A 19,801-nucleotide genomic window follows, 5' to 3' on the forward strand; every position below is an offset into this window, starting at 1 on the left:
TTCTTGATCGACATCGCGCTTTGACGCGGCGCTCCGTGGAGAAGGCCGCTTAGCGGCAATCGCAACACTCTCCGCGCCTCCGCGCCTCCGCGTGATCCTCGATCCCCTGCCCACTCTGCGCGAATCTTCATAATGGAACCCGGCTTGCTCCCTTGCACACCGCGCGGGTAAGGGGACAAATCTATGACCCTCATCCTTGGCCTTGAATCGAGCTGCGACGAAACCGCGGCGGCGCTCGTCGACAGCGACCGACGCATCCTTGCGCATCGCGTCGCGGGGCAGGAGGCCGAGCACCGCCCCTATGGCGGCGTCGTTCCCGAAATCGCCGCGCGCGCGCATGTCGACCGGCTCGCGCCGATTATCGAGGGCGTGCTCGCCGATGCAGGGGTGCAGCTTTCGGATGTCGATGCCATTGCCGCGACCGCGGGGCCGGGATTGATCGGCGGGGTGATGGTCGGCCTCGTCACCGGCAAGGCGCTGGCGCACGCCGCGAGCAAGCCGCTGGTCGCGGTCAACCATCTCGAGGGCCATGCGCTCAGCCCGCGGCTCGCGGACCCCGACCTCGGCTTTCCCTATCTGCTGCTGCTCGTTTCGGGCGGCCATTGCCAGTTGCTGCTCGTCAAGGGCGTCGGCGACTATCGCCGCCTCGCCACGACGATCGACGACGCGGCGGGCGAAGCGTTCGACAAGACCGCCAAGCTGCTCGGCCTCGGCTATCCGGGCGGCCCCGCGGTCGAGCGCGTCGCGGCGGACGGCGATCCGAACGCCGTGGCGCTGCCGCGCCCGCTCGTCGGCAGCGCCGAGCCGCATTTCTCCTTCGCCGGGCTGAAAAGCGCCGTCGCGCGCGCCGCAGCGAGCGGCGACCATGCGGTTGCCGACCTCGCCGCCGCGTTCCAGCAGGCGGTGGTCGACTGCCTCGTCGATCGCAGCCGCATCGCGCTCGCGGCGTGCCCCGAGGCGACCGCCTTCGTCGTCGCGGGCGGCGTGGCGGCGAACAGCGCGATCCGCGCCGCGCTCACCGACCTCGCCGCGCGCTTCGACAAGCCCTTCGTCGCCCCGCCGCTGTGGCTCTGCACCGACAATGGCGCGATGATCGCGTGGGCGGGCGCCGAACGCTTCGCCGCGGGGCTTATCGACCCGCTCGACACCGCGGCGCGGCCGCGCTGGCCGCTCGATCCGGCGGCCGAGGCGGTGCGCGGCGCCGGAGTGAAAGCATGACGTCGTACAAGGGGTTCGGCGTCGTCGGCGGCGGCGCGTGGGGCACCGCGCTCGCGCAATTGCTGGCGGCGGACGGCGCGCCGGTGCGCCTCTGGGCGCGCGAGGCCGACGTCGTCGCGGCGATCAATGCCGAGCATCGCAACCCGATATTCCTTCCGGGCGCCGCGCTGTCGCCCTCGCTCACCGCCACCTCCGATCTGGCGGCGATGGCCGACTGCGACGCTCTGTTGATCGTCGTCCCCGTGCCCTATCTGCGCGCGGTGCTCGCCGAACTGCCGCCGGGCGACGCGCCGCTGGTCTTTTGCAGCAAGGGGATGGAGGCCGTCAGCTTCGCTTTCCCCGTCGATATGGCGCGCGACCTGGCGCCCGGCCGCCCGCATGCGGTGCTGTCGGGCCCGACCTTTGCGCACGAGGTCGCCGCCGGACTGCCCACCGCGATCACTCTCGCCGCCGCCGACCCCGCGCTCGCCTCGGGGCTTGCGCAAGCGCTCGCGCGCCCACATTTCCGACCCTATGTGTCGGGCGACGTGATCGGGGCCGAAATCGGCGGCGCGGTCAAGAACATCCTCGCGATCGCGTGCGGCATCGTCGAGGGAGCGGGACTCGGCCTCAACGCCCGCGCGGCGCTGATCAGCCGGGGCTTTGCCGAAATGACGCGATTTGGCCTGTCGCGCGGCGCCAAGGCCGAAACGCTCGCGGGCCTTGCAGGCCTTGGCGACCTCGTCCTCACCTGCACCTCGGCCAGTTCGCGCAATTTCGCGCTCGGCCAGGGACTCGGCCGCGGCGAGAGCATCGACGCGCTGATGGCCGACCGGCGGACGATTGCCGAGGGCGCGTTCAGCGCGCCGGTCGTCGCCGCCGCGGCGCGCGCCGACGGCGTCGACATGCCGATCACCGACACCGTGGCGCGCCTGGTCGCGGGCGAGATGCGCGTCGCCGACGCCGTTCAGGCCCTGCTCAGCCGCCCGCTGCGACCCGAGGGGCGATGACATGTTGCAGTCGATTGCCTGCCCCTCCCCACCGCGCTAGGATGGCCGCCGGGGAGCAGCAGAAGGGGCGCAAGGCTTGAGCCAGACGGACAGCGCAGCCGCGCCCTTGTCGTCCGATGCCCCGACGCGGGACGCGGACACAGCCGCGCTCGCCAGGGGCGGACGCACCAATTTTTTCGGTTTCATCCTTCGCCTCGTCGCACGCCTGCCTTTCCTTTACGTCGCGGGCCGCTGGTACGGGCCCGAAGCGGTCGGACGCTTCGCCTTTGCCGTGCTCGTCATCGAACTGGTGGCGCAGCTCGCAACGCTCGGCCTCAAACGCGGCCTCGCCGAACAGCTGAGCGCGCCCGGCGCCGACCAGCGCACCGTCGTCTGGGACGGCATGTTCGTCGCCTTCCTCGCCTCGGCCGCCGGATCGGCGCTGCTCCTGCTGCTGCCGCAGCTCATGTATCCGGCGGGCGACATCAACGAGATCGACCGCTGGATGGCGTGCCTGGTCTTTGTGATCGCGGGGACCGACATCGCGCTCGCGGCCTCGGCCTACAAGTTCGACATCGGCGCCACGGTGCGCGCGCGGGCGATCGTCGAACCCTGGGTGATCAGCGCGGCGGCGGCGGGATTCTGGTTCGTGTCGGTCGAAAACGGGCTGATGCTTTCCTATGCCGCGGCGATGCTCGGCGCCTTTCTGACCGCGCTCATCCCGATGATCCGCCATTTCGGCGGCCCCGGCGTCTGGCGCCCGCATCCCGCGCAGCTCATCACGCTGGCGCGGCGCAACGCCCCGCTCGCCGCCGCCGACGCGATCGAATGGGGCACGCGCCGCCTCGACCTCTTCATCCTCGGTCAGTTCACCTCGCCGACGATCTATGGCATCTATTATATGGCGCAGCAGGTCGCCTCGCTGCCGCAAAAGCTCAAGACGAGCTTCGAGCCGATCCTCGGCCCCGTCATCACGCGCAACCTGGCCGAAAAGCGGCTTTCCGCGGTCGCGGCGCAGGTGAGCCAGGTCGGCTTCTGGATCATCGCAGCGCAGGCCGGTGTCGCGCTGGCGCTCGGCATTCCGGGCGAAGCGGTGATGGGCCTCGTCGGTCCCGAGTTTGTGAGCGGCACCGCCGCGCTCGCTTTCCTGCTCGCCGCGGAAGTCGTCGCGGCCACTGCGGTGGTCAGCGAAGCCGCGCTCGTTTATGTCGCGCGCCACCGCAACCTGCTCATCAGCATCGCGACGCTCGCGCTGCAGGCCGCGCTCAGCGTTGCGCTGATCCTGATCGCGCAGTCGATGGGACTGCCGCCCATCTATTACGCCGCGGCGGTCGCGCTCGCGCTGATGCTCGCGCTCGGTTTCGCGTCGCTGGTGAAGGCACGCCTCCTCTCGCACATCCTTGGCGCGCCGGTGAACAGCCTGCGCTGGGCACTCGTCTGGGCCACCGCGGGCGCGGCGATACTCGGCTATGGCGCGACACAGCTTCCCGAATGGGCCGAACTCTTGATCGGCGTGCCCTTCATCCTCGGCATCTATGGCTGGCTGATCTGGACCCGCGGCTTCGGGCCCGCGGACCGCGAGTTGTTCAAGAAGCATCCGCCGGACGAGGCCGTGGCGGCTGCATAGGGCAAACGGCGGTTTTGGGGTGGATTCCTGCCTTTCTCTTATCCGTCATCCCGGCGAAGGCCGGGATCTCGCCCTATCGGTTTGCCGCACCGGCGAGATCCCGGCCTTCGCCGGGATGACGATAGAGTTGAGGGCAGCTTCCGGTCGCTTCCGGACTTTGCGAGTTACAGTCCTCCCTGTCGCGTAGCGATGGGGAAGTGGCAGCGCGGAGCGCTGACGGAGGGGCTTTGGCGCCGGCGTCGCGGCCCCTCCACCACCGCTTCGCGGCGGTCCCCCTCTCCACGGCCTTCGGCCGCAGGGAGGATATTATGTCCGTAATCGGCCGCTTCCCGCCGCCCTATCCTGTCCCAGCCGTTCAGCGACCCTGGCCTTGAGATCGGTCTGCGCGCGCGGCCCGACCTGCGCGATGATTTCGCACGCGCACACCGCGCCCATCGTCAGGCAATCCTTGATCGGGCGCCCGTCGGCGAGGCCCGACAGGAATCCCGCCGCGAACAGGTCGCCCGCTCCCGTCGTATCGACGACCGTTTCGATCGGTTCGGCGGGGACTTCGGTGCGCGCGCCGCCCTGGATCGCGAGCGCGCCGTGCGAGCCGCGCGTGACGACGAGCAAAGGCACCTGCGGGGCGATTTTCGCAACCGCAGCCTCGAAATCCTCGGTTTCGGCGAGCGCGCGGATTTCGACCTCGTTCGCAAAGAGGATGTCGAACAGGCCTTCGGCGATCAGCGCGCGGAAATCGGCGCCGTGGCGGTCGATGATGAAGGCGTCCGAGAGGGTGAAGGCGACCTTGCGCCCCGCCGCGCGCGCGACGTCGATCGCGCGCCGCATCGCCGCGCGCGACAGCGGCGGATCCCACAAATAGCCTTCGAGATAGAGGATTTCGGCATCGGCGATCCACGCCTCGTCGATCATCGCCTGGTCGAGCAGATGGCTCGCGCCCAGAAAGGTGTTCATCGTCCGCTGCCCGTCGGGGGTGACGAGGATCAGGCAGCGCGCGGTCGGCGCGCCTTCCTTGAGCGCGGGCGTTTCATATGCGACGCCCAATGCGCGCAGATCGTGGGTGAATACCGCGCCGAGCTGATCGTCGGCGACCTGTCCGATAAAGGCGCAGCGTTCGCCGAGCGCCGCCATGCCCGCCAGCGTGTTCGCCGCCGACCCCCCCGACATTTCGATCGCCGGGCCCATCGCGGCATAGAGGCGTTCGGCCTCGGCGCCGTCGATCAGCCGCATCGATCCCTTGGTCAGTCCCTCGGCCTCGATCAGCGCGTCGTCGGCGCGGGCGAGGACGTCGACGATCGCATTGCCGATCGCGACGACATCGAAACGGGCGGTGGCGGCCATGAAAAATCCTGTGATGAATGGGAAAAGCTGCGCGCGCCTTTACGGACCGGGGCGCGTCAAGGCAAGCGGAACGCTTGACGCGCCGAGCCGCGCCGACCATCCAGCGGCGATGTCCCGCGCGCTCCACGCTTTCCTGCTCGCGATCCGCGACCTCGCCAGCGCACGCGTGCTTGCCATTCTGGCGCAGAGCCTCGCGCTCACGCTGCTGCTGCTCGGCCTGTCGGGTGCGGCGATCTTTTTCGGCGCGCGCTGGGCGTTGGAACAATGGGGCTGGCTCGATACCGCGACGCGCGACATGGCAAGCGTGCTCGTCGTCCTTGCGCTGATCGCGGGCGGCTGGCTGCTCTTTCGCGCGGTCGCGATCATCGTCATCGGCCTGTTCGCCGACGGACTCGTCGCCGATGTCGAGGGGCGCCATTATCCCGCCGCCGCGACGCACGCGGTCGATGTCGGCTGGGGCCAGAACATCCGCCTCGCGCTCGCCTCGCTCGGCCGACTGATCGGCGGAAATCTACTCGCGCTGCCGCTCTATGTTGCGCTGCTCGTCACGGGCATCGGCACGCCGATCCTCGCGCTGCTCGTCAACGCGTTGCTGCTCGGCCGCGATCTGGAGGCGATGGTGCTCGCGCGCCATCCGGGTCGCCCGCGCCTCGACCGCGGTGCGCGCTGGCCGCTCGGCCTGCTGTCCGCCGCAAGCTTTGTGGTGCCCGTCGCCAATTTATTGGCGCCGCTGCTCAGCGCCGCTATGGCCGTCCACATGCTGCACCTCAGCGACGGGGACAAGAAACATGACCGATAACCGCCGGTTGGCCGCCATCGCCGGCCTGGCCCTGACGCTGGGCGCCTGCGCGGGTCCGGCGATCCCGCACCCTTCTGCGCGCCCGCCCGCGGCGCCGCCGCCAACCGCCGTACGGCCGGTGCAGAACAATGCGCTGATCGGCAGCAGCGTCGATGCGGTCGGACGGATGTTCGGCAAGCCGCGGCTCGACGTCACCGAGGGCGCGGGGCGCAAGCTCCAGTTCGCGGGGTCGCGCTGCGTGCTCGACATTTATTTCTATGCCCCGCGCGCGGGCGCGAATCCGGTCGCGACGCATGTCGACGCGCGCGCGCCCGACGGCCGCAACGCCGAAGTGAACAGCTGCGCCGAGGCGCTACGGCGCTAGAGCATCGTGCGTTAAATAGACATCATCCCCAAATCCGTTCGTGCTGAGCTTGTCGAAGCACCGTCCTTCTTCTTGCAGCGTCAAAAGAAAGAACGGCCCTTCGACAAGTTCAGGGCGAACGGTTCATATTTAAGGCTCGCCGCTCTGGGATCCCAGTTCGGCCAGCGCCCAGCGCGCCGCATCGGCGACCATCGGTGTTTCATCGTCCGCGAGCCTTTGGAGCGCGGGCACGAAGCGCGCATCGCCGCTGTTCCCCGCCGCAATCGCCGCGTTGCGCACCATGCGTCCGCGCCCGATGCGCTTGATCGGCGACCCCGCGAACACCTGTCGAAACCCGGCATCGTCTAGCGCGAGCAGGTCGCCGAGCGACGGCGCCGCCAGCTCGGCGCGCGGCAGGAAGGCGCGGTGCCGGTGGGCGCTATCGGCAAATTTGTTCCATGGGCAGACGGCGAGGCAATCGTCGCAGCCATAGATGCGATTGCCGATCGCGCGGCGGAACTCGGCCGGGATCGGGTCGTCATGCTCGATGGTGAGATAGGAGATGCAGCGCCGCGCATCGAGCCGGTAGGGCGCGGGAAAAGCGTCGGTCGGGCACGCCGACTGGCATGCCGTACAGCTGCCGCAGCGGTCGCGCCCCGGCGCCGACGGCACGAGATCGAGCGTCGTATAGATCGCCCCCAGAAACAGCCAGCTGCCATGGTCGCGGCTGACGAGGTTGCTATGCTTGCCTTGCCAGCCGAGCCCCGCCGCCGCAGCCAGCGGCTTTTCCATCACCGGGGCGGTGTCGACGAAAACCTTGACCTCGGCATCGCCGGCTTCACCGACGAGCCAGCGCGCAGTCGCCTTCAGCGCCTTTTTGACGACGTCATGATAGTCGGCGCCCTGCGCATAGACCGAAATGCGCCCCCGGTCCGCATGATCGGCGAGCGCAAGCGGGTCGAGCGCGGGGGCATAGCTCATGCCGAGCGCGATCACCGACCGAACCGCGGGCCACAACCCCCTGGGCGATCCACGCTGTTCGGCGCGGCTTTCCATCCAGATCATGTCGCCGTGACACCCTTCGGCCAGCCATTGCCGCAGTCGCGCGGCCGTCTGCGGCGCGGCATCGGCGGCGGCGATGCCGAACGCCACGAACCCCTGCGCGCGCGCGGCCGCCTCCAGGCGAGCTTCAAAGGGAGGCAAGGGCTTGGCAACCATTGGCGCTCTATACGCGAGCGGCCTCGCCGTGCCATAGCCTGCCATACGAATGATTGGGGACCAGCATTTGAGCGATTTCAGCGTCGAGGCGACCGGCCTCACCAAATATTTCGGCGATTTCAAGGCGGTCGATGACGTCAGCCTGGCGGTACCGGCGGGCAGCATCTATGGCGTGCTCGGCCCCAATGGCGCGGGCAAGACGACCAGCCTCAGGATGACGCTGGGCATCATTGACCCCGACGCGGGGACGAGCCGCCTGCTCGGCGGGCTGAAGCCGCAGGCCGTGCGCAGCCGCATCGGCTATTTGCCCGAGGAGCGCGGGCTTTATCCGGGCATGAAAGCGCGCGAGGCGATCGCCTTCATGGGCGCGCTGCGCGGGCTCGACTGGTCGGAGGGGCGCCGCCGCGCCGCCGCCTTCATGTCCGAACTGGGGCTCGAGCGCGTGATCGACGAAAAGATCCGCAAGATGTCGAAGGGCATGGCGCAGATGGTCCAGCTGATCGGGTCGATCGTCCACGCCCCCGACCTTATCGTCCTCGACGAACCCTTTTCGGGGCTCGACCCCGTCAACCAGGAACGGCTCGAGATGATCGTGCGGCGCGAACAGGCGCGCGGCGCGACGATCCTGTTTTCGACGCATGTGATGGCGCATGCCGAGCGGCTGTGCGATCGCATCGCGATCATCGCGCGGTCAGCGCGGCGGTTCGAGGGGACGGTTGACGAGGCGCGCGCGCTGCTCCCGATGCAGGTGCGCTATACGCCGCGCGAAGCAGGCGACGCCGCCGCGATCGCCGCCTGCCTGCCGACAGGCGCCGAGCGCCGCGGCGACGACTGGCATTTCGCGATCGAGGACAAGGATGTCGAACCTTTGCTCGCGCGGATCACCGCGAGCGGCCATGGCGTCCGCGGCCTGTCGATCAGCCGCCCCGCGCTGCACGATGCCTTCGTGCATATCGTGCGACAGGTCGATGCCGGTTTCGACGCCGACGCCACCGAGGATGCCATCGAGGAAGCGAGCGCATGACCCCCATTTTCCGAAACATCCTCGTAGTTGCGCGGCGCGACTTTCTGGCGATCGTCGCGACGCCGGCTTTCCTCCTCTTTCTCCTCGCGCCGCTCTTCATGGTTGGCATGGGGCTCGCGGGCGGCGTCGGCGCATCGCAGCTCGCCGACAGCGCGCGCGGCGCCGAGCGGATCGTTGCGATCGTCGATCCCGCCGATGTCGAGGCGCTGCGCGCCGCCGACCGGCGGCTGCGCGACGCTTTCCGCGACCCCGATGCGCCGCCGCTGCTCGAGGTGCGCCTCGCCGGGCCGACCACGGCCGATCCGCGCGCCGTCGCGCGCGAAAAGGGCGCCGATACCTATGCCGTGATGAGCGGACCGCTCGCCGCCCCGCATATCGTCGAGCGCAATGCCGACGGCCGTTCGGGCCGCTATCTCGCGCTGCTGGCGAGCGAAGCATTGCGCGACCGCGCCGCAGGCCCCGTCGCCCCGATCGCGCCGCGCTTTGAAAGCTTGCGAAGCGGCGGAGCCAGTATCGCGGCACAGCAATCCATGGGGTTCGGCGCGGTGTTCGTCATATTCCTGCTGACGCTGCTGCTCGCCGGACAGACAGTGAGCTCGCTCGCCGAGGAAAAGGGCAACAAGGTGATCGAGATCCTCGCCGCCGCGGTGCCGCTCGAAAGCGTTTTTCTGGGCAAGCTGCTCGGTTTCCTGGGCGTCGCGGTGCTGTTCATCGCCTTCTGGCTGGCGATGGCCTTTGGCGCCGGACTGGTCGCCGCGACCCAGCTCGATCCCGCCAGCCTCGCCGCGACGGGCAAGGCCGGCAAGGCCGCAGACGCGCTGGCGTCGATGCCCGCGACCGGCTGGCCCTTTTTCCTCGGCATCGGTTTTGCCTATTTCATCCTGTCCTTCCTGCTGCTCGGCGCCGTCTTTCTCGGCATCGGCGCGCAGGCGGCAACGGTGCGCGAGATTCAGATGCTCAGCCTCCCGATCACCATTTTCCAGGTCGGCATGTTCAGCCTGTCTGCCGCCGCGGCGAGCGCGCCGGACAGCGGCCTTGCCCGCTTTGCGCAAATCTTCCCCTTTTCCTCGCCGCTCGCGATGGCGGCGCGCGCCGCGACCGACAGCGACAAGGCGGTTCACCTGCTCGCGCTCGGCTGGCAGGCGCTGTGGGTCGCGCTGGTGATCTGGATCGCGGTGCGGCTGTTCCGCGCGGGCGTGCTCAGCGGCGGCGGCAACTGGAAGTTCTGGACGCGCGGCAACCGCGCCTGACCCGTCGTCCCGCCGTTGACAAAGTTGTAAATAGTGGCATTCTGCAACTGAATCGGTCGCACCAAGACGGCCGCCAGAGAGGAGCTGCCCGTGGCCACCCAGATTCGCCTTGCGCCTGAAACCCCGAATCCGCTCGATGTCAGCCGCGCCGAGCTATGGAGCGAGGATCGCTGGCAGGAACCGATGCGCCAGTTGCGCGCCGAATCGCCGATCTATTACTGCCCCGAATCGAAATTCGGCCCCTATTGGTCGGTGACCACCTACAAGCCGATCCAGCATATCGAGGCGCTGCCCAAGATTTTCTCGTCCAGCTGGGAATATGGCGGCATCACCGTCGCGGGCGACGGGGTCGAGCATCTGAAAGAGGGCGAGATTCCCATGCCGATGTTCATCGCCATGGACCCGCCGCAGCACACGGCGCAACGCCGCACCGTCGCCCCCGCCTTCGGCCCTTCCGAAATCGAGCGGATGCGCGCCGACACCCAGGCGCGCACCGCCGCGCTGATCGACACGCTGCCGGTCGGCGAGACGTTCGACTGGGTCGAAAAAGTGTCGATCGAACTCACCACCGATATGCTCGCGATCCTGTTCGACTTTCCCTGGGCCGACCGGCACAGGCTGACCGCCTGGTCCGACGCGCTCGGCGACATCGAAAGCTTCAACACGCTCGAAGAGCGGCAGGCACGGCTCGCGATCGCCTTTGAAATGGGCGCGGCGTTCAAGGAGCTGTGGGACCACAAGGCGAAAAATCCCGGCAAGCACGACCTTATTTCGATCATGCTCCAGTCCGACGCGATGAGCCACATGAGCCATGAGGAGTTCATGGGCAACCTCATCCTGCTGATCGTCGGCGGCAACGACACGACGCGCAATTCGATGTCGGCCTATGCCTATGGCCTCCACTGTTTCCCCGAGGAACGCGCCAAGCTCGAGGCGAACCACGACCCCGAACTCGCGGTGAATGCGATGCACGAGATCATTCGCTGGCAAACCCCGCTCGCGCACATGCGCCGCACCGCGATGGAGGACACCGAGCTGTTCGGCCACCCGATCAAGGCGCGCGACAAGATCGCGCTCTGGTACGCCTCGGCGAACCGCGACGAGAGCGTCTTTCCCGACGGCGACCGCATCATCGTCGACCGTGAAAATGCGCGCCGCCACCTCGCCTTCGGTTATGGCATCCACCGCTGCGTCGGCGCGCGGGTCGCCGAGTTGCAGCTTACGACGCTGATTTCGGAGATGCAGAAGCGCCGCCTGCGCGTGAATGTCGTCGGCGCGCCCGAGCGCGTCCATGCAAGCTTCGTCCACGGCTATCGCCGCCTGCCGGTCGAACTCGAACATTATTGACCGCGGCTGAAACCCGGCGCCTGTTTCCGCCGTATAAGGTGGCAGGAGGCAAGACATGATCGCGCGACGTCATCTTCTGGGCGGCCTGGCGCTTGGCAGCGGCATCGTCGCCGCGCCGATGCTGTTCGCCAAGTCGGCGCGGCCCAAGGCCGAGCCGGGCTGGCGCCTGTCCGAAGCCGAATGGAAAAAGCGCCTGTCGCCGCTCGAATATCGCATACTGCGCGAGGCGGCGACCGAACGACCCTTCACCAGCCCGCTCGACAGGGAAAAGCGCGCCGGCACGTTCGTCTGCGCGGGCTGCGCGCTGCCGCTTTATTCGAGCAAGACCAAATATGACAGCGGCACCGGCTGGCCGAGCTTCTGGGCGCCGCTGAAAGGCGCGATCGGCACCGCGACCGACTATGACCTCGGCTATCCGCGTACCGAGGTCCATTGTCGGCGCTGCGGTGGCCACCTCGGCCATGTCTTCAACGACGGGCCGAAACCGACGGGCAAGCGTTATTGCATGAATGGCGCGGCGCTGCGCTTCCGCCCCGCCTAAAATTGAATAGGCTGTGTGCTCCCGCGGTCCTGAGCAATAGGTCTTCTCAATTGAAGCGTCATCCCGGGGAAGGCCGGGATCCCACCATCTCCTCCTGATGCACCGGCGAGATTCCGGCCTTCGCCGGGATGACGGGATATAACAGGCCGTGTTTCAGGCCGGCCCGATCATGCTCTAAAAGCCCTTGACCCGCCACACCGCCAGCCCCGCGCGCGATTCGATCGGCACCGCTTCGAGCCACGACGGCGGATTCCTGGCATGGAGTTGCGCGGCAAGGCTGTCCTTGCGCGCGCGGCGATAGCGCGCAAAATCATTGGCGGTCCGGCAATAGACGATCATCGCCGCCTGCTGACGCCGCACCAGCGCTTCGGCCGCGGCCGGATCGCCCGCAAAGGCGCGGATCGTGTCGGCCATCGCGTGGCTGTTACGGTGATGCGGCGTCGCGACCAGCCGATGCGAGGTCCAGAAGACGAGGGGGGCGCCCAGGTCGATCGGGGTCAGCAACGTCGTCGGCGGCAGCCGATTGAGGTCGGCGATCGCCGCCCCGTCAAGGCAGTTGGTGCGGTAGCGGTTGGTATCGGCGAGCCTGGCCGCAGCGCGCGCCTCTTCCGCTCTCAAGGCGGGCACCGCGAGGCTGAGCAGCGCCGCCACGGCCATGCTCCCAAGCAGCGGCAGGGTCAGCGCCGCCATGGCCGAGGCAAGGATGCGCGGCACGGCCGCGCGGATCGTCCGCGCCCAGGTCCAGGCGCGCAGGCCGAGCCATGCGCAGCCGGGCAGCGCGAAAAGATGCGCGGTCGAGACGCTCCGAAAAACCAGCAGCGACAGCGCAGCGGCGCCCAGCAGCGCGGCAATGACCGTCGCCCAGTTTCGCCGGTCGGCCGCGACCGAGGCGCCGCGCCACGCGAGCAGGGCGCCGACCAGTCCGATGAACGAAGGCACCAGCACATGGATCATGTCTTGCGCCTTTGCGGCCCAGAGCGGCTGGCCCTCGATGACGTTGCGATACCAGAAATCGACGACGATGGGGTCGAGCGTGGCGAAGGGCCCCTTTGCACACAGGGGTTCGGTCCACACCAGCGCCCCCGCGGCGGCTGCACCGCCCAGGATCAGCAGCAGGAAACGCGTCGACATGCGCGCCGGATTGGCGCTGGCCGCGGCGAAAACCACCGCCGCAGCCGCGACCAATGCCGCTATATAGGGCGCCGACAGCGAATCGCACCAGGCGCCGACGAGACCGGCGGGCCCACGCGTCGCAAACTGCAACAGGATCGCCCCGCTGGCGAGCGCCCCCATATAACCGCAAAGCCGCGCGCGATCGTCGCCGCGGCCGTTGAGCGCCCAGCGCAGCGCGGCAAGGCCCCCGAACAGCGCCGACATCGGCAGCCCTTCGATCGACACCGCGAGCAACGCCGCGGCGAACAGCCCGCCGAACAGCCCCGCGCCCCATGATGCCGGGCGCAGCGCCTGGGCCATCACCAGCATCGCGAGCAGGATTTGCCAGCCATGATGATCGACGCGCAGCGGCCTGAACTGGACCAATATATAACCCGACATGATGAGGAACAGCGGAACGACATAGGCGATGCGGCGATCCGACAGGTTGCGGTAGCCGAGCGCGCAAGCGACGCTGAGCGCCGCGCCGAGCAATGGCGGCCAGGCCGCCATCACAATGCGTTCGGCCATGGTCTGACCGAACAGCGGTTGCAGCATCAGAATGCCGATCGCCAGCGGCGCGTCGACGATGCGTGACCAGTGCATCAGCACACCGCCGCCCGCCGGGTTGACGCGATATTGCGTGAGATCCCACCAGCCCTGCCCCGCAAGCAGATCGCGCACCTGCGCCATGCGCATCGCGTCGTCGGTGTCGCCGAGATCGAGCGCTCCGATCGCCCCCCAGTTCGCGGCGATCGCGATCAGGCTCATCAGACCCCAGACGACCAAAGCGATCCGCGTCGGGGTGAACCAGGGGCCGAGCCGGATGCCGCCCGGCGGCATTGCCGCCGCCTCGCTCATCCCGCAGCAGCCCGGAACACGATATGGCGGCGCAGCAAATAGGTCGTCTGGAAACTGACGATGATCGCCACGAGCTTCGCCAGCCGGGGGTCGAGCCCCAGCGCGCTGCCGCCGCCGACGATCGCGGTGGTGACCGCAAGCCCGACGACCGCCGATCCGACGAAGAGCAGCTTCTGGCGATGCCGCTCACCCGTGCCGCGCGCCGCGGCGCCGTCGGCAAAGACGAGGCGGCTGGAGATCAGCCAGTGGACGAGGATGCCGGCGCAATAGCCGGTAGCCGACGCCGGAACCGGAGCCAGTCCGGCATCGAGCAGGAGCAGGAACAGCCCGGCGTCGCTGCCGAGCGCAAGCGCGCTCGCGAGCAGATAATTGACCCAGCGGACCTCGCCGCGGCGCACCGATGCGATGAGTCTGAGCGCGGATTGCATCGCGCCTTTCCCCCCGGCCGAACGCTCAGGCGGCCCTGGCGACGCGCGCGGGCACGTCACGCACCGACGCCAGCGCCGCGCGTTCGCCCTCGGTGCCGCTTTCATGATATTCGGCGTCCTCGTTGACGCCCCAGATATCGTAAAGCCTCTCGCCCGCGACGATGTTGCGCACGGTCAGCATCGCGGTCATCATCGCATGATCCTGGTTGTTATAGCGGTGCATCCCGTTGCGCCCGACCATGTGCAGCGTCGGGTAACGCGCCTCGAGCTCGCTGCGCATCGTCTCGACATGCGCGGCATAATCATCGTCATAGACGGGATAGGCCTTTTCCTGCCGCACCACCGCGCCGCCGACGACGTCCTCGGCCCTGCAAAGACCAAGGATCGCCATTTCCCTGGTCGCGAGTGCAATGAGATCGGCGTCGCTCGACGACCACAGCCCGTCACCCTCGAAACAGAAATACTCAAGGCCGACGCACGCTATCGCCGGGTCGGGGACCATTTCGGGCGACCAGCTGCGGAAGTTCTGCACGCGGCCGACCTGCACCTGGCTGTCGTGGATATAGATCCAGTTGTCGGGGAAAAGCTCTTCCGAGCGGACCTTGAGCGCGACGGTCAGAAAGTCGCGATACTTGAGCCTGGGCGCCGCGGTGAGCGCGCACGCCGGAAGCGGATGGATGCGCGCGGCGAGCTCGCGCATCGGCGCCGAGCTGATGACGCGCGCCGCGTCGATGACGACATCGCCGTCGGGTCCGGTCGCGGTCATCCGCCACCGCCCCGTCGTCTGATCCTGCGTCAGCTGCTTGAAGCTGTGACCCATCAGCACATGGTTGCCACCCGCCAACACCTTGTCGCGTGCGGCCTCCCACATCATGCCGGGGCCGAGCCGCGGATAGCGGAAGGTTTCGAGCAGGGTTTTGGTCGCCATGCCGTCATTCGGCTTCTTGTTCAGCCCCAGGCTGCGCTTCAGCCCGTCGATCACCGCGCCGCCGAGGCTCAGCCCCTTGATGCGCTGCGCCGCCCAGTCGGCCGACATTTCGTCGCACGGCATCCCCCACACCTTTTCGGTATAGGTCTTGAAAAAGATCGAATAGAGCTTCCGCCCGAACTGGCCCACCGTCCAGTCCTCGAAACTGCGCACCTTTTTCCTGGGCAGCAGCTTCGCCTTGGCATAGCTCATCATGCACAGGGTCGAGCGGATCACGCCGAGGTTCCACAGCGCCTCGAACGCGCGCAGGGGATAGCTGTAGAACTTGCCTTCATAATAGATGCGGCTCATCCGCGGCCGCTCGATGAAGTCGTCGGGCAAAATCTCGTTCCACAGCTCGACGACTTCGCGGCTTTTCGAGAAAAAGCGGTGCCCGCCGATGTCGAAACGAAAGCCTTCATGCTCGACCGTGCGGCTGATCCCGCCGACGTAGACGGGATCCTTTTCGATCACCGTGACCGAATAGCCTTGCTTGGTCAGCAGATAGGCGGCGGTGAGTCCCGCCGGCCCCGCGCCGATGATCGCCACATCGACGCTCGTCGGGCGGTTTTGCGAACCAATGGCTTCGGACATTCGATTGTTCCCCACAGACAAATCACATTCGCCTCCGCTGTGGCCAAACATGGATAAAAACTGGTTAACACGGCGCCCGATTCTTGGCTTTCGGCCCGTCTCGCGCCTTGGGAAGCCACCGGATATGCGATAGCATTGGCCATTCGCAGGAGGCACGCGTCATGGCAGGCGGACTGGCGATCGTTTTGAGCGGCGGCGGCGCCAAGGGCGCCTTTCAGGTGGGCGTCGTCCACGAACTCGTCGTGAACCGCGGCGTCCGGCTCGACATCGTCGCCGGCGTTTCGACCGGCGCGATCCAGGCGCTCGGCGTCGCGCAGGACGATGTGCCCGCGCTGCTCGACGCCTGGCTCGGAATCAGGGGAAACAGCTCGATCTACAAGCCCCGCCCGCTCGGCGTCGTCGGCGGGCTGCTCGGCGAGGATGCGCTCTACGACACCGCGCCGCTCAAACGGCTGCTCAAACGTTTCGCCAATGAGGAAAGGTTGCGCGCGAGCGGGCGCAAGCTGTTGCTCGGCGTCGTCAATCTCGGCACCGGCCGCTATCGCACGATCGACGAGCGTGTGCCCGGCATCCACAATTGGGTCTATGCAAGCTGCGCGATGCCGGTCTTCTTCGATCCCTTGAAGACGCGCGCCGCCGACGGGACCGAGGAACAATGGGTCGACGGCGGCGTGCGCGACGTGACGCCGCTCAGCTCCGCCTTGCAGCTGAATCCGCGCGGGGTGATCGCGGTACGCGCCTCGCCCGCGCCGCAGCCGGGGGCGGTGCGCACCTTTCCCAACCTCATCAAGATCGGGCTGCGCGCGGTCGACATCCTCCAGTCGGAGGTGTCGGCGAACGACCTTGCCGGCGCCGCGCTCATCAACGACCTGATCGCCGCGCGCGAGGGCCAGCTCCGCGCGCTTCAGGCCGCGGGCATCGGCGGCGCCGAGGCCGCGCGCATCCTGCATCCGCTCGACGTCCAGATCGCGCGCTACCGCTTCGCACCGATCCGCATCATCGAGCCCGACGAAGAGGTCGCCGAAACGCTCGAGTTCGATCCCCAAAAGATCCGCGCCGCCATCGACGCCGGCCGCCGCGCGGTCGACCGCGAATGGGACGCGCTGGAGCCGTTGCTGAGTTGAGGTCGGCGGGCGACCCGAAGCCGCTATGGCCGCCGAGGCGGCCTCCGTCCGAATTATCGAGAAGGCGGCATTCGACCGGTAGTTGCCCTCAACTTTATCGTCATCCCGGCGCAGGCCGGGATCTCACCCTATCGGTTTACCGCACCGGCGAGATCCCGGCCTGCGCCGGGATGACGAATATGGGAAAGGCAGGAATCCACCCCAAAGCCGTCATCGCTACAACCCACCATTCCCCGGCGGGGCGCGCGCGCCGTTGGACCCCGGCGACGCATCGTCGCCCGCCAGGACATCGCGACGCACCGGCTTCAGCATCAGCGTGCCCAGCCGCACGCGCGGGCTTGCCTTGCCCGGCGCCGCGGCCATCGTGAAACGGCTGTCGAGCCGCAACGCCGCCGCCGACGCCTTGCCCGGCCGCACCGTATAACGCCCGTAAGCGACGCCCTCGAACAGAAAATAGCCATCGAACTCGGTGACCGTCGCCGCGCGCACGCGCCCTTCGGCGTCGACCAGCTCGACGAGCAGCCCCTCGACCGGGTTGCCGCCGTCGCGGCGCACGATACCCTCGATCTCGCCCGCGGCGGTCATCGGTATGGCGATGCGGGTCGCGACGCCCGGCCGCGGCGTAACCACCACCCCCGGCACCGCAGGCTGGACATAGGGGTCGGGCAGGCTGCCCGCATCAACGCCGATCAGCACCGGACGAAAGGGTTCGAGCCCGTCGATCGTCCCACGCCCCGCCGCGTCGGTCGCCGCGTCGGCATGGCCGTGGCCCGCGGTCAGCGGCACGCCCGGCAGCGCCGCTTCCTCCGACTGCCGCAGGCCGTCTCCATTTTCGTCCATCCACACTTCGGCGACCACCTGCCCGCGGCTCGCGAGCTTCTCGCTCGACACGCGCCAGCCGCCGCCGCTATCCGGTCCGAAGCTGAAAGCAAGGGAAAGCGACGCCGCCACCGACCCGTCGCTCGCCACCTCGCCAAAACCACTGAGCTGCAACGCCTTGAAACGGCGCGTATATCCAGCGCCGATGCGCGCGCGATCGAGCCCGCGATCATAGCCGAGCTCGGCGCGCCATTCGGCGTCACCCTTCCCGGCCCATTCGCCGATCAGCGTCATGCGGGTGTCGCCGCCCTCGCCGGCCAGCGCAAAGCGCGCCTCGCCGCGGAGACGCACGCGCCCGATGCGCGCGTTGGCGAGCAGGCTGGCGGTCAGATTGTCGGGCGGGTCGGGCCCCACCGGCGCCTTCGTCCGGCTCCAGTCGAGCTGGCCCGTAAAGGTCAGCGCGCGGAAATTCGCCGACGCGCGCGCACTCGCCTCGATGCTGTCGAACCCCGACCCGCGCTCGACGTGCCGCAGATCGAAATGCAGCGGCAGCATCGTCCGCCCGAGCTTGACCGACTGGTCGAGCGAAACCGAGGTTATAGCATTGACATTGTTCACGAATCTGTCCGACACAAACCCGCCCCAGCCGCGCATCGCGTCGGCGCGAATATGGGTCTCGCCAAAGGCGGCGAGCCAGCTCGCGCGTGCCGCGCCACCGCCATCGTCGGCCTGCGCCACGCCGACTTCGAGCAAGGTCGGGCCGATCGAACGCCGCAGCGCGACCTCGCCATAGTTACGGCGGACATTCTCGATCAGCAGGCTGTGCGCATGAGCGGCGATCGACGTGCGCGTGTCCAGCCCGCGTTCGATCCCCAGCGTGCCGCGCCAGCCGCGACGAAACGCTCCACGCCGCCGGTTTCCGAAGCTGAAAAGGTCGGTATCCTCCTGCGCGATGCCCGCCCAATACCAGGTTTGCTGCGGGGGAATCGAATCCATGCCGACCTGCACCTGCCGGATCTCGCGGCGGATCTGCCCCTGCGGGCCATAAAGCACGATCTCGAACCGATTGGCGCCATATTGCAGCGGCACGTCGATAAACTCGTAACGGCCGTCGCCCGTCGGCGTGGTGAAGGCGAGCAACTGCCCGTTGCGATACAGTTCGGCATCCCAGCCCGCGGGCAGGTCGCCGCGAAAATCGGTCTTGTCGAAGGCGTCGGGCCGCTCGACGGGGCGGTTGGTCACCACCGCGCCGCGGCCGGCCGCCGAAGCGGCGACGATTCCCGTCGACAGCAGGCTGACATCCCCCGCCGCGTAATGCGTCGCCCGCAGCGGCCCCAGCAGCCGTCCGTCGGGATCTGTGCGGTAGAGGCGCATCCTGAGGCTGTCGGGCACGCCCTCATTGTCCGACGACAGCCGCGCATCGAAGCTCTGCCCGGCGAGTTCGCCCGCCGCAAAAATCTCGTAGCGCGCCTGCACATGGGAACCGCCGCGCTTGTCCGATACTGCGCCCGCCGAGGCGACGACATCGACCGACGGCGTCGCCCACGCCCGGTACGGCCGCGCCGCCTGCGGCAGGCTGGCGAGGTCGAAGTGCGCCGGTGGGCGGATCGCGGCGGCGCGCGCGCGGCGTTCGGCGGCGAGCTGAAAGGGCAGCTTGTCCTTCGTATCGACGCGCAGCACCGCATTCGACAAATCGGCGGCGAGCGGCACGCCGAGCCACTGGTTCAGGCTGTCGAGATCGACGCACCAGCCCGCCGCGGTATCGCGGATCGTCGTCGCGTCGAGGCGATAGCGGGCGCTTCCCGCGCGCACCTCGCCCGCGTCGCGATCGATCGACAGGCTGCGCCGCTCGTCAAACACCCAGCCGGTTGCGCGGCGCAACTTCCGGTCGACGCGCACCGCAAGGTCGAGCGCGAGCACGACATCGCCGAGGTCGACGCAGATCCCCTGCGGCGTCTGATAGCCGCGCACCCCGTCGCCGAGGCGGTACGGCCCCGACCGCACGTCGAACAACCAGCTGTCGTCCTCATTCGGTGCCCAGCTGTCGGCCCGAATGGAGAGCGACGAGCGTTCAAGCGCCTGGGTGCCGGTCGGGACCATTGCCCCCACCAGCGCCAGCACCGCCAGCGCGCCCCTCCGCCATCGGCCAAGCGCCGCGCGGATCATCGCCCTGCCTGCGC

At 68.3% G+C, this 19,801-nt stretch carries 16 protein-coding genes; 10 read left to right on the forward strand and 6 right to left on the reverse strand.

What is annotated here, in order from left to right:
* Positions 1-183: 183 nt before the first annotated feature.
* From tsaD to SPYCA_RS15290, 3 genes are all read left to right on the forward strand, one after another.
* Entirely contained in the window at positions 184-1,218 is a 1,035-nt protein-coding gene (gene tsaD, locus SPYCA_RS15280; RefSeq protein WP_120221658.1) for a tRNA (adenosine(37)-N6)-threonylcarbamoyltransferase complex transferase subunit TsaD, read from the forward strand.
* Positions 1,215-2,207, forward strand: a complete 993-nt coding sequence (locus SPYCA_RS15285; protein WP_120221659.1) for an NAD(P)H-dependent glycerol-3-phosphate dehydrogenase — start codon at positions 1,215-1,217, stop codon at positions 2,205-2,207. The genes tsaD and SPYCA_RS15285 overlap by 4 nt, the downstream gene beginning before the upstream one ends.
* A gap of 76 nt (positions 2,208-2,283) precedes the next feature.
* On the forward strand, positions 2,284-3,813 hold the full coding sequence (locus SPYCA_RS15290; protein WP_172595100.1) for a lipopolysaccharide biosynthesis protein: 1,530 nt from the start codon (positions 2,284-2,286) through the stop codon (positions 3,811-3,813).
* A gap of 306 nt (positions 3,814-4,119) precedes the next feature.
* On the opposite strand, the gene SPYCA_RS15300 is transcribed toward SPYCA_RS15290, so the two are convergent.
* Positions 4,120-5,154: an adenosine kinase gene (locus tag SPYCA_RS15300; protein ID WP_120221660.1), complete on the reverse strand. Its 1,035-nt coding sequence runs from the start codon at positions 5,152-5,154 to the stop codon at positions 4,120-4,122.
* Between SPYCA_RS15300 and SPYCA_RS15305 the strand changes: the two genes are divergently transcribed.
* Positions 5,153-5,953 carry an EI24 domain-containing protein gene (locus SPYCA_RS15305; RefSeq protein WP_331852508.1) on the forward strand — a complete coding sequence of 267 codons (801 nt, stop codon included), beginning with the start codon at positions 5,153-5,155 and terminating at the stop codon, positions 5,951-5,953. The two genes, SPYCA_RS15300 and SPYCA_RS15305, sit on opposite strands and share 2 nt — an antisense overlap.
* The gene (locus SPYCA_RS15310; RefSeq protein WP_120221661.1) at positions 5,943-6,317 is read left to right on the forward strand and encodes a hypothetical protein; all 375 of its coding nucleotides are present in this window, start codon (positions 5,943-5,945) and stop codon (positions 6,315-6,317) included. The genes SPYCA_RS15305 and SPYCA_RS15310 overlap by 11 nt, the downstream gene beginning before the upstream one ends.
* Positions 6,318-6,446: 129 nt before the next feature.
* On the opposite strand, the gene queG is transcribed toward SPYCA_RS15310, so the two are convergent.
* Positions 6,447-7,514 carry a tRNA epoxyqueuosine(34) reductase QueG gene (gene queG, locus SPYCA_RS15315; RefSeq protein ID WP_120221662.1) on the reverse strand — a complete coding sequence of 356 codons (1,068 nt, stop codon included), beginning with the start codon at positions 7,512-7,514 and terminating at the stop codon, positions 6,447-6,449.
* A gap of 49 nt (positions 7,515-7,563) precedes the next feature.
* On the opposite strand from queG, the gene SPYCA_RS15320 reads away from it, so the two are divergent.
* The 4 genes from SPYCA_RS15320 to msrB all read left to right on the forward strand — a co-directional run bounded on the left by SPYCA_RS15320 (position 7,564) and on the right by msrB (position 11,676).
* Complete coding sequence (locus SPYCA_RS15320; RefSeq protein WP_120221663.1) at positions 7,564-8,538, forward strand: ABC transporter ATP-binding protein; 975 nt, start codon at positions 7,564-7,566, stop codon at positions 8,536-8,538.
* Positions 8,535-9,788: an ABC transporter permease gene (locus tag SPYCA_RS15325; RefSeq protein ID WP_120221664.1), complete on the forward strand. Its 1,254-nt coding sequence runs from the start codon at positions 8,535-8,537 to the stop codon at positions 9,786-9,788. The genes SPYCA_RS15320 and SPYCA_RS15325 overlap by 4 nt, the downstream gene beginning before the upstream one ends.
* A gap of 90 nt (positions 9,789-9,878) precedes the next feature.
* Complete coding sequence (locus tag SPYCA_RS15330) at positions 9,879-11,135, forward strand: cytochrome P450 (protein ID WP_120221665.1); 1,257 nt, start codon at positions 9,879-9,881, stop codon at positions 11,133-11,135.
* Positions 11,136-11,190: 55 nt separating this feature from the next.
* On the forward strand, positions 11,191-11,676 hold the full coding sequence (gene msrB, locus SPYCA_RS15335) for a peptide-methionine (R)-S-oxide reductase MsrB (RefSeq protein ID WP_120221666.1): 486 nt from the start codon (positions 11,191-11,193) through the stop codon (positions 11,674-11,676).
* Positions 11,677-11,850: 174 nt separating this feature from the next.
* Here msrB and SPYCA_RS15340 read toward each other — a convergent pair whose 3' ends face one another.
* From SPYCA_RS15340 to SPYCA_RS15350, 3 genes are read right to left on the reverse strand one after another with little or no spacing between them, the layout of a single operon-like run.
* Positions 11,851-13,689 carry a hypothetical protein gene (locus SPYCA_RS15340; protein WP_146625161.1) on the reverse strand — a complete coding sequence of 613 codons (1,839 nt, stop codon included), beginning with the start codon at positions 13,687-13,689 and terminating at the stop codon, positions 11,851-11,853.
* Entirely contained in the window at positions 13,686-14,117 is a 432-nt protein-coding gene (locus SPYCA_RS15345) for a GtrA family protein (RefSeq protein WP_120221668.1), read from the reverse strand. Before SPYCA_RS15345 ends, SPYCA_RS15340 begins: the two co-directional genes overlap by 4 nt.
* 25 nt (positions 14,118-14,142) lie before the next feature.
* On the reverse strand, positions 14,143-15,678 hold the full coding sequence (locus tag SPYCA_RS15350) for an NAD(P)/FAD-dependent oxidoreductase (protein WP_120221669.1): 1,536 nt from the start codon (positions 15,676-15,678) through the stop codon (positions 14,143-14,145).
* 161 nt (positions 15,679-15,839) lie between these two features.
* Here SPYCA_RS15350 and SPYCA_RS15355 point away from each other — a divergent pair, with 161 nt between their 5' ends.
* Complete coding sequence (locus tag SPYCA_RS15355; protein ID WP_120221670.1) at positions 15,840-16,802, forward strand: patatin-like phospholipase family protein; 963 nt, start codon at positions 15,840-15,842, stop codon at positions 16,800-16,802.
* Positions 16,803-17,018: 216 nt separating this feature from the next.
* Here SPYCA_RS15355 and SPYCA_RS15360 read toward each other — a convergent pair whose 3' ends face one another.
* Positions 17,019-19,787 carry an MSCRAMM family protein gene (locus SPYCA_RS15360; RefSeq protein ID WP_120221671.1) on the reverse strand — a complete coding sequence of 923 codons (2,769 nt, stop codon included), beginning with the start codon at positions 19,785-19,787 and terminating at the stop codon, positions 17,019-17,021.
* Positions 19,788-19,801: the final 14 nt, after the last annotated feature.

It is taken from the genome of Sphingopyxis sp. FD7 (assembly GCF_003609835.1).
Lineage (GTDB): Bacteria > Pseudomonadota > Alphaproteobacteria > Sphingomonadales > Sphingomonadaceae > Sphingopyxis.

Bases quoted from the DNA above. Each gene is read 5' to 3' on its own strand.
- tsaD (WP_120221658.1), top strand. From the start codon at position 184: ATGACCCTCATCCTTGGCCTTGAATCGAGCTGCGACGAAACCGCGGCG.
- SPYCA_RS15285 (WP_120221659.1), top strand. From the start codon at position 1,215: ATGACGTCGTACAAGGGGTTCGGCGTCGTCGGCGGCGGCGCGTGGGGC.
- SPYCA_RS15305 (WP_331852508.1), top strand. From the start codon at position 5,153: ATGAAAAATCCTGTGATGAATGGGAAAAGCTGCGCGCGCCTTTACGGA.
- SPYCA_RS15300 (WP_120221660.1), bottom strand. From the start codon at position 5,154: ATGGCCGCCACCGCCCGTTTCGATGTCGTCGCGATCGGCAATGCGATC.
- SPYCA_RS15310 (WP_120221661.1), top strand. From the start codon at position 5,943: ATGACCGATAACCGCCGGTTGGCCGCCATCGCCGGCCTGGCCCTGACG.
- queG (WP_120221662.1), bottom strand. From the start codon at position 7,514: ATGGTTGCCAAGCCCTTGCCTCCCTTTGAAGCTCGCCTGGAGGCGGCC.
- SPYCA_RS15320 (WP_120221663.1), top strand. From the start codon at position 7,564: ATGATTGGGGACCAGCATTTGAGCGATTTCAGCGTCGAGGCGACCGGC.
- SPYCA_RS15325 (WP_120221664.1), top strand. From the start codon at position 8,535: ATGACCCCCATTTTCCGAAACATCCTCGTAGTTGCGCGGCGCGACTTT.
- msrB (WP_120221666.1), top strand. From the start codon at position 11,191: ATGATCGCGCGACGTCATCTTCTGGGCGGCCTGGCGCTTGGCAGCGGC.
- SPYCA_RS15340 (WP_146625161.1), bottom strand. From the start codon at position 13,689: ATGAGCGAGGCGGCGGCAATGCCGCCGGGCGGCATCCGGCTCGGCCCC.
- SPYCA_RS15345 (WP_120221668.1), bottom strand. From the start codon at position 14,117: ATGCAATCCGCGCTCAGACTCATCGCATCGGTGCGCCGCGGCGAGGTC.
- SPYCA_RS15350 (WP_120221669.1), bottom strand. From the start codon at position 15,678: ATGTCCGAAGCCATTGGTTCGCAAAACCGCCCGACGAGCGTCGATGTG.
- SPYCA_RS15355 (WP_120221670.1), top strand. From the start codon at position 15,840: ATGGCAGGCGGACTGGCGATCGTTTTGAGCGGCGGCGGCGCCAAGGGC.
- SPYCA_RS15360 (WP_120221671.1), bottom strand. From the start codon at position 19,787: ATGATCCGCGCGGCGCTTGGCCGATGGCGGAGGGGCGCGCTGGCGGTG.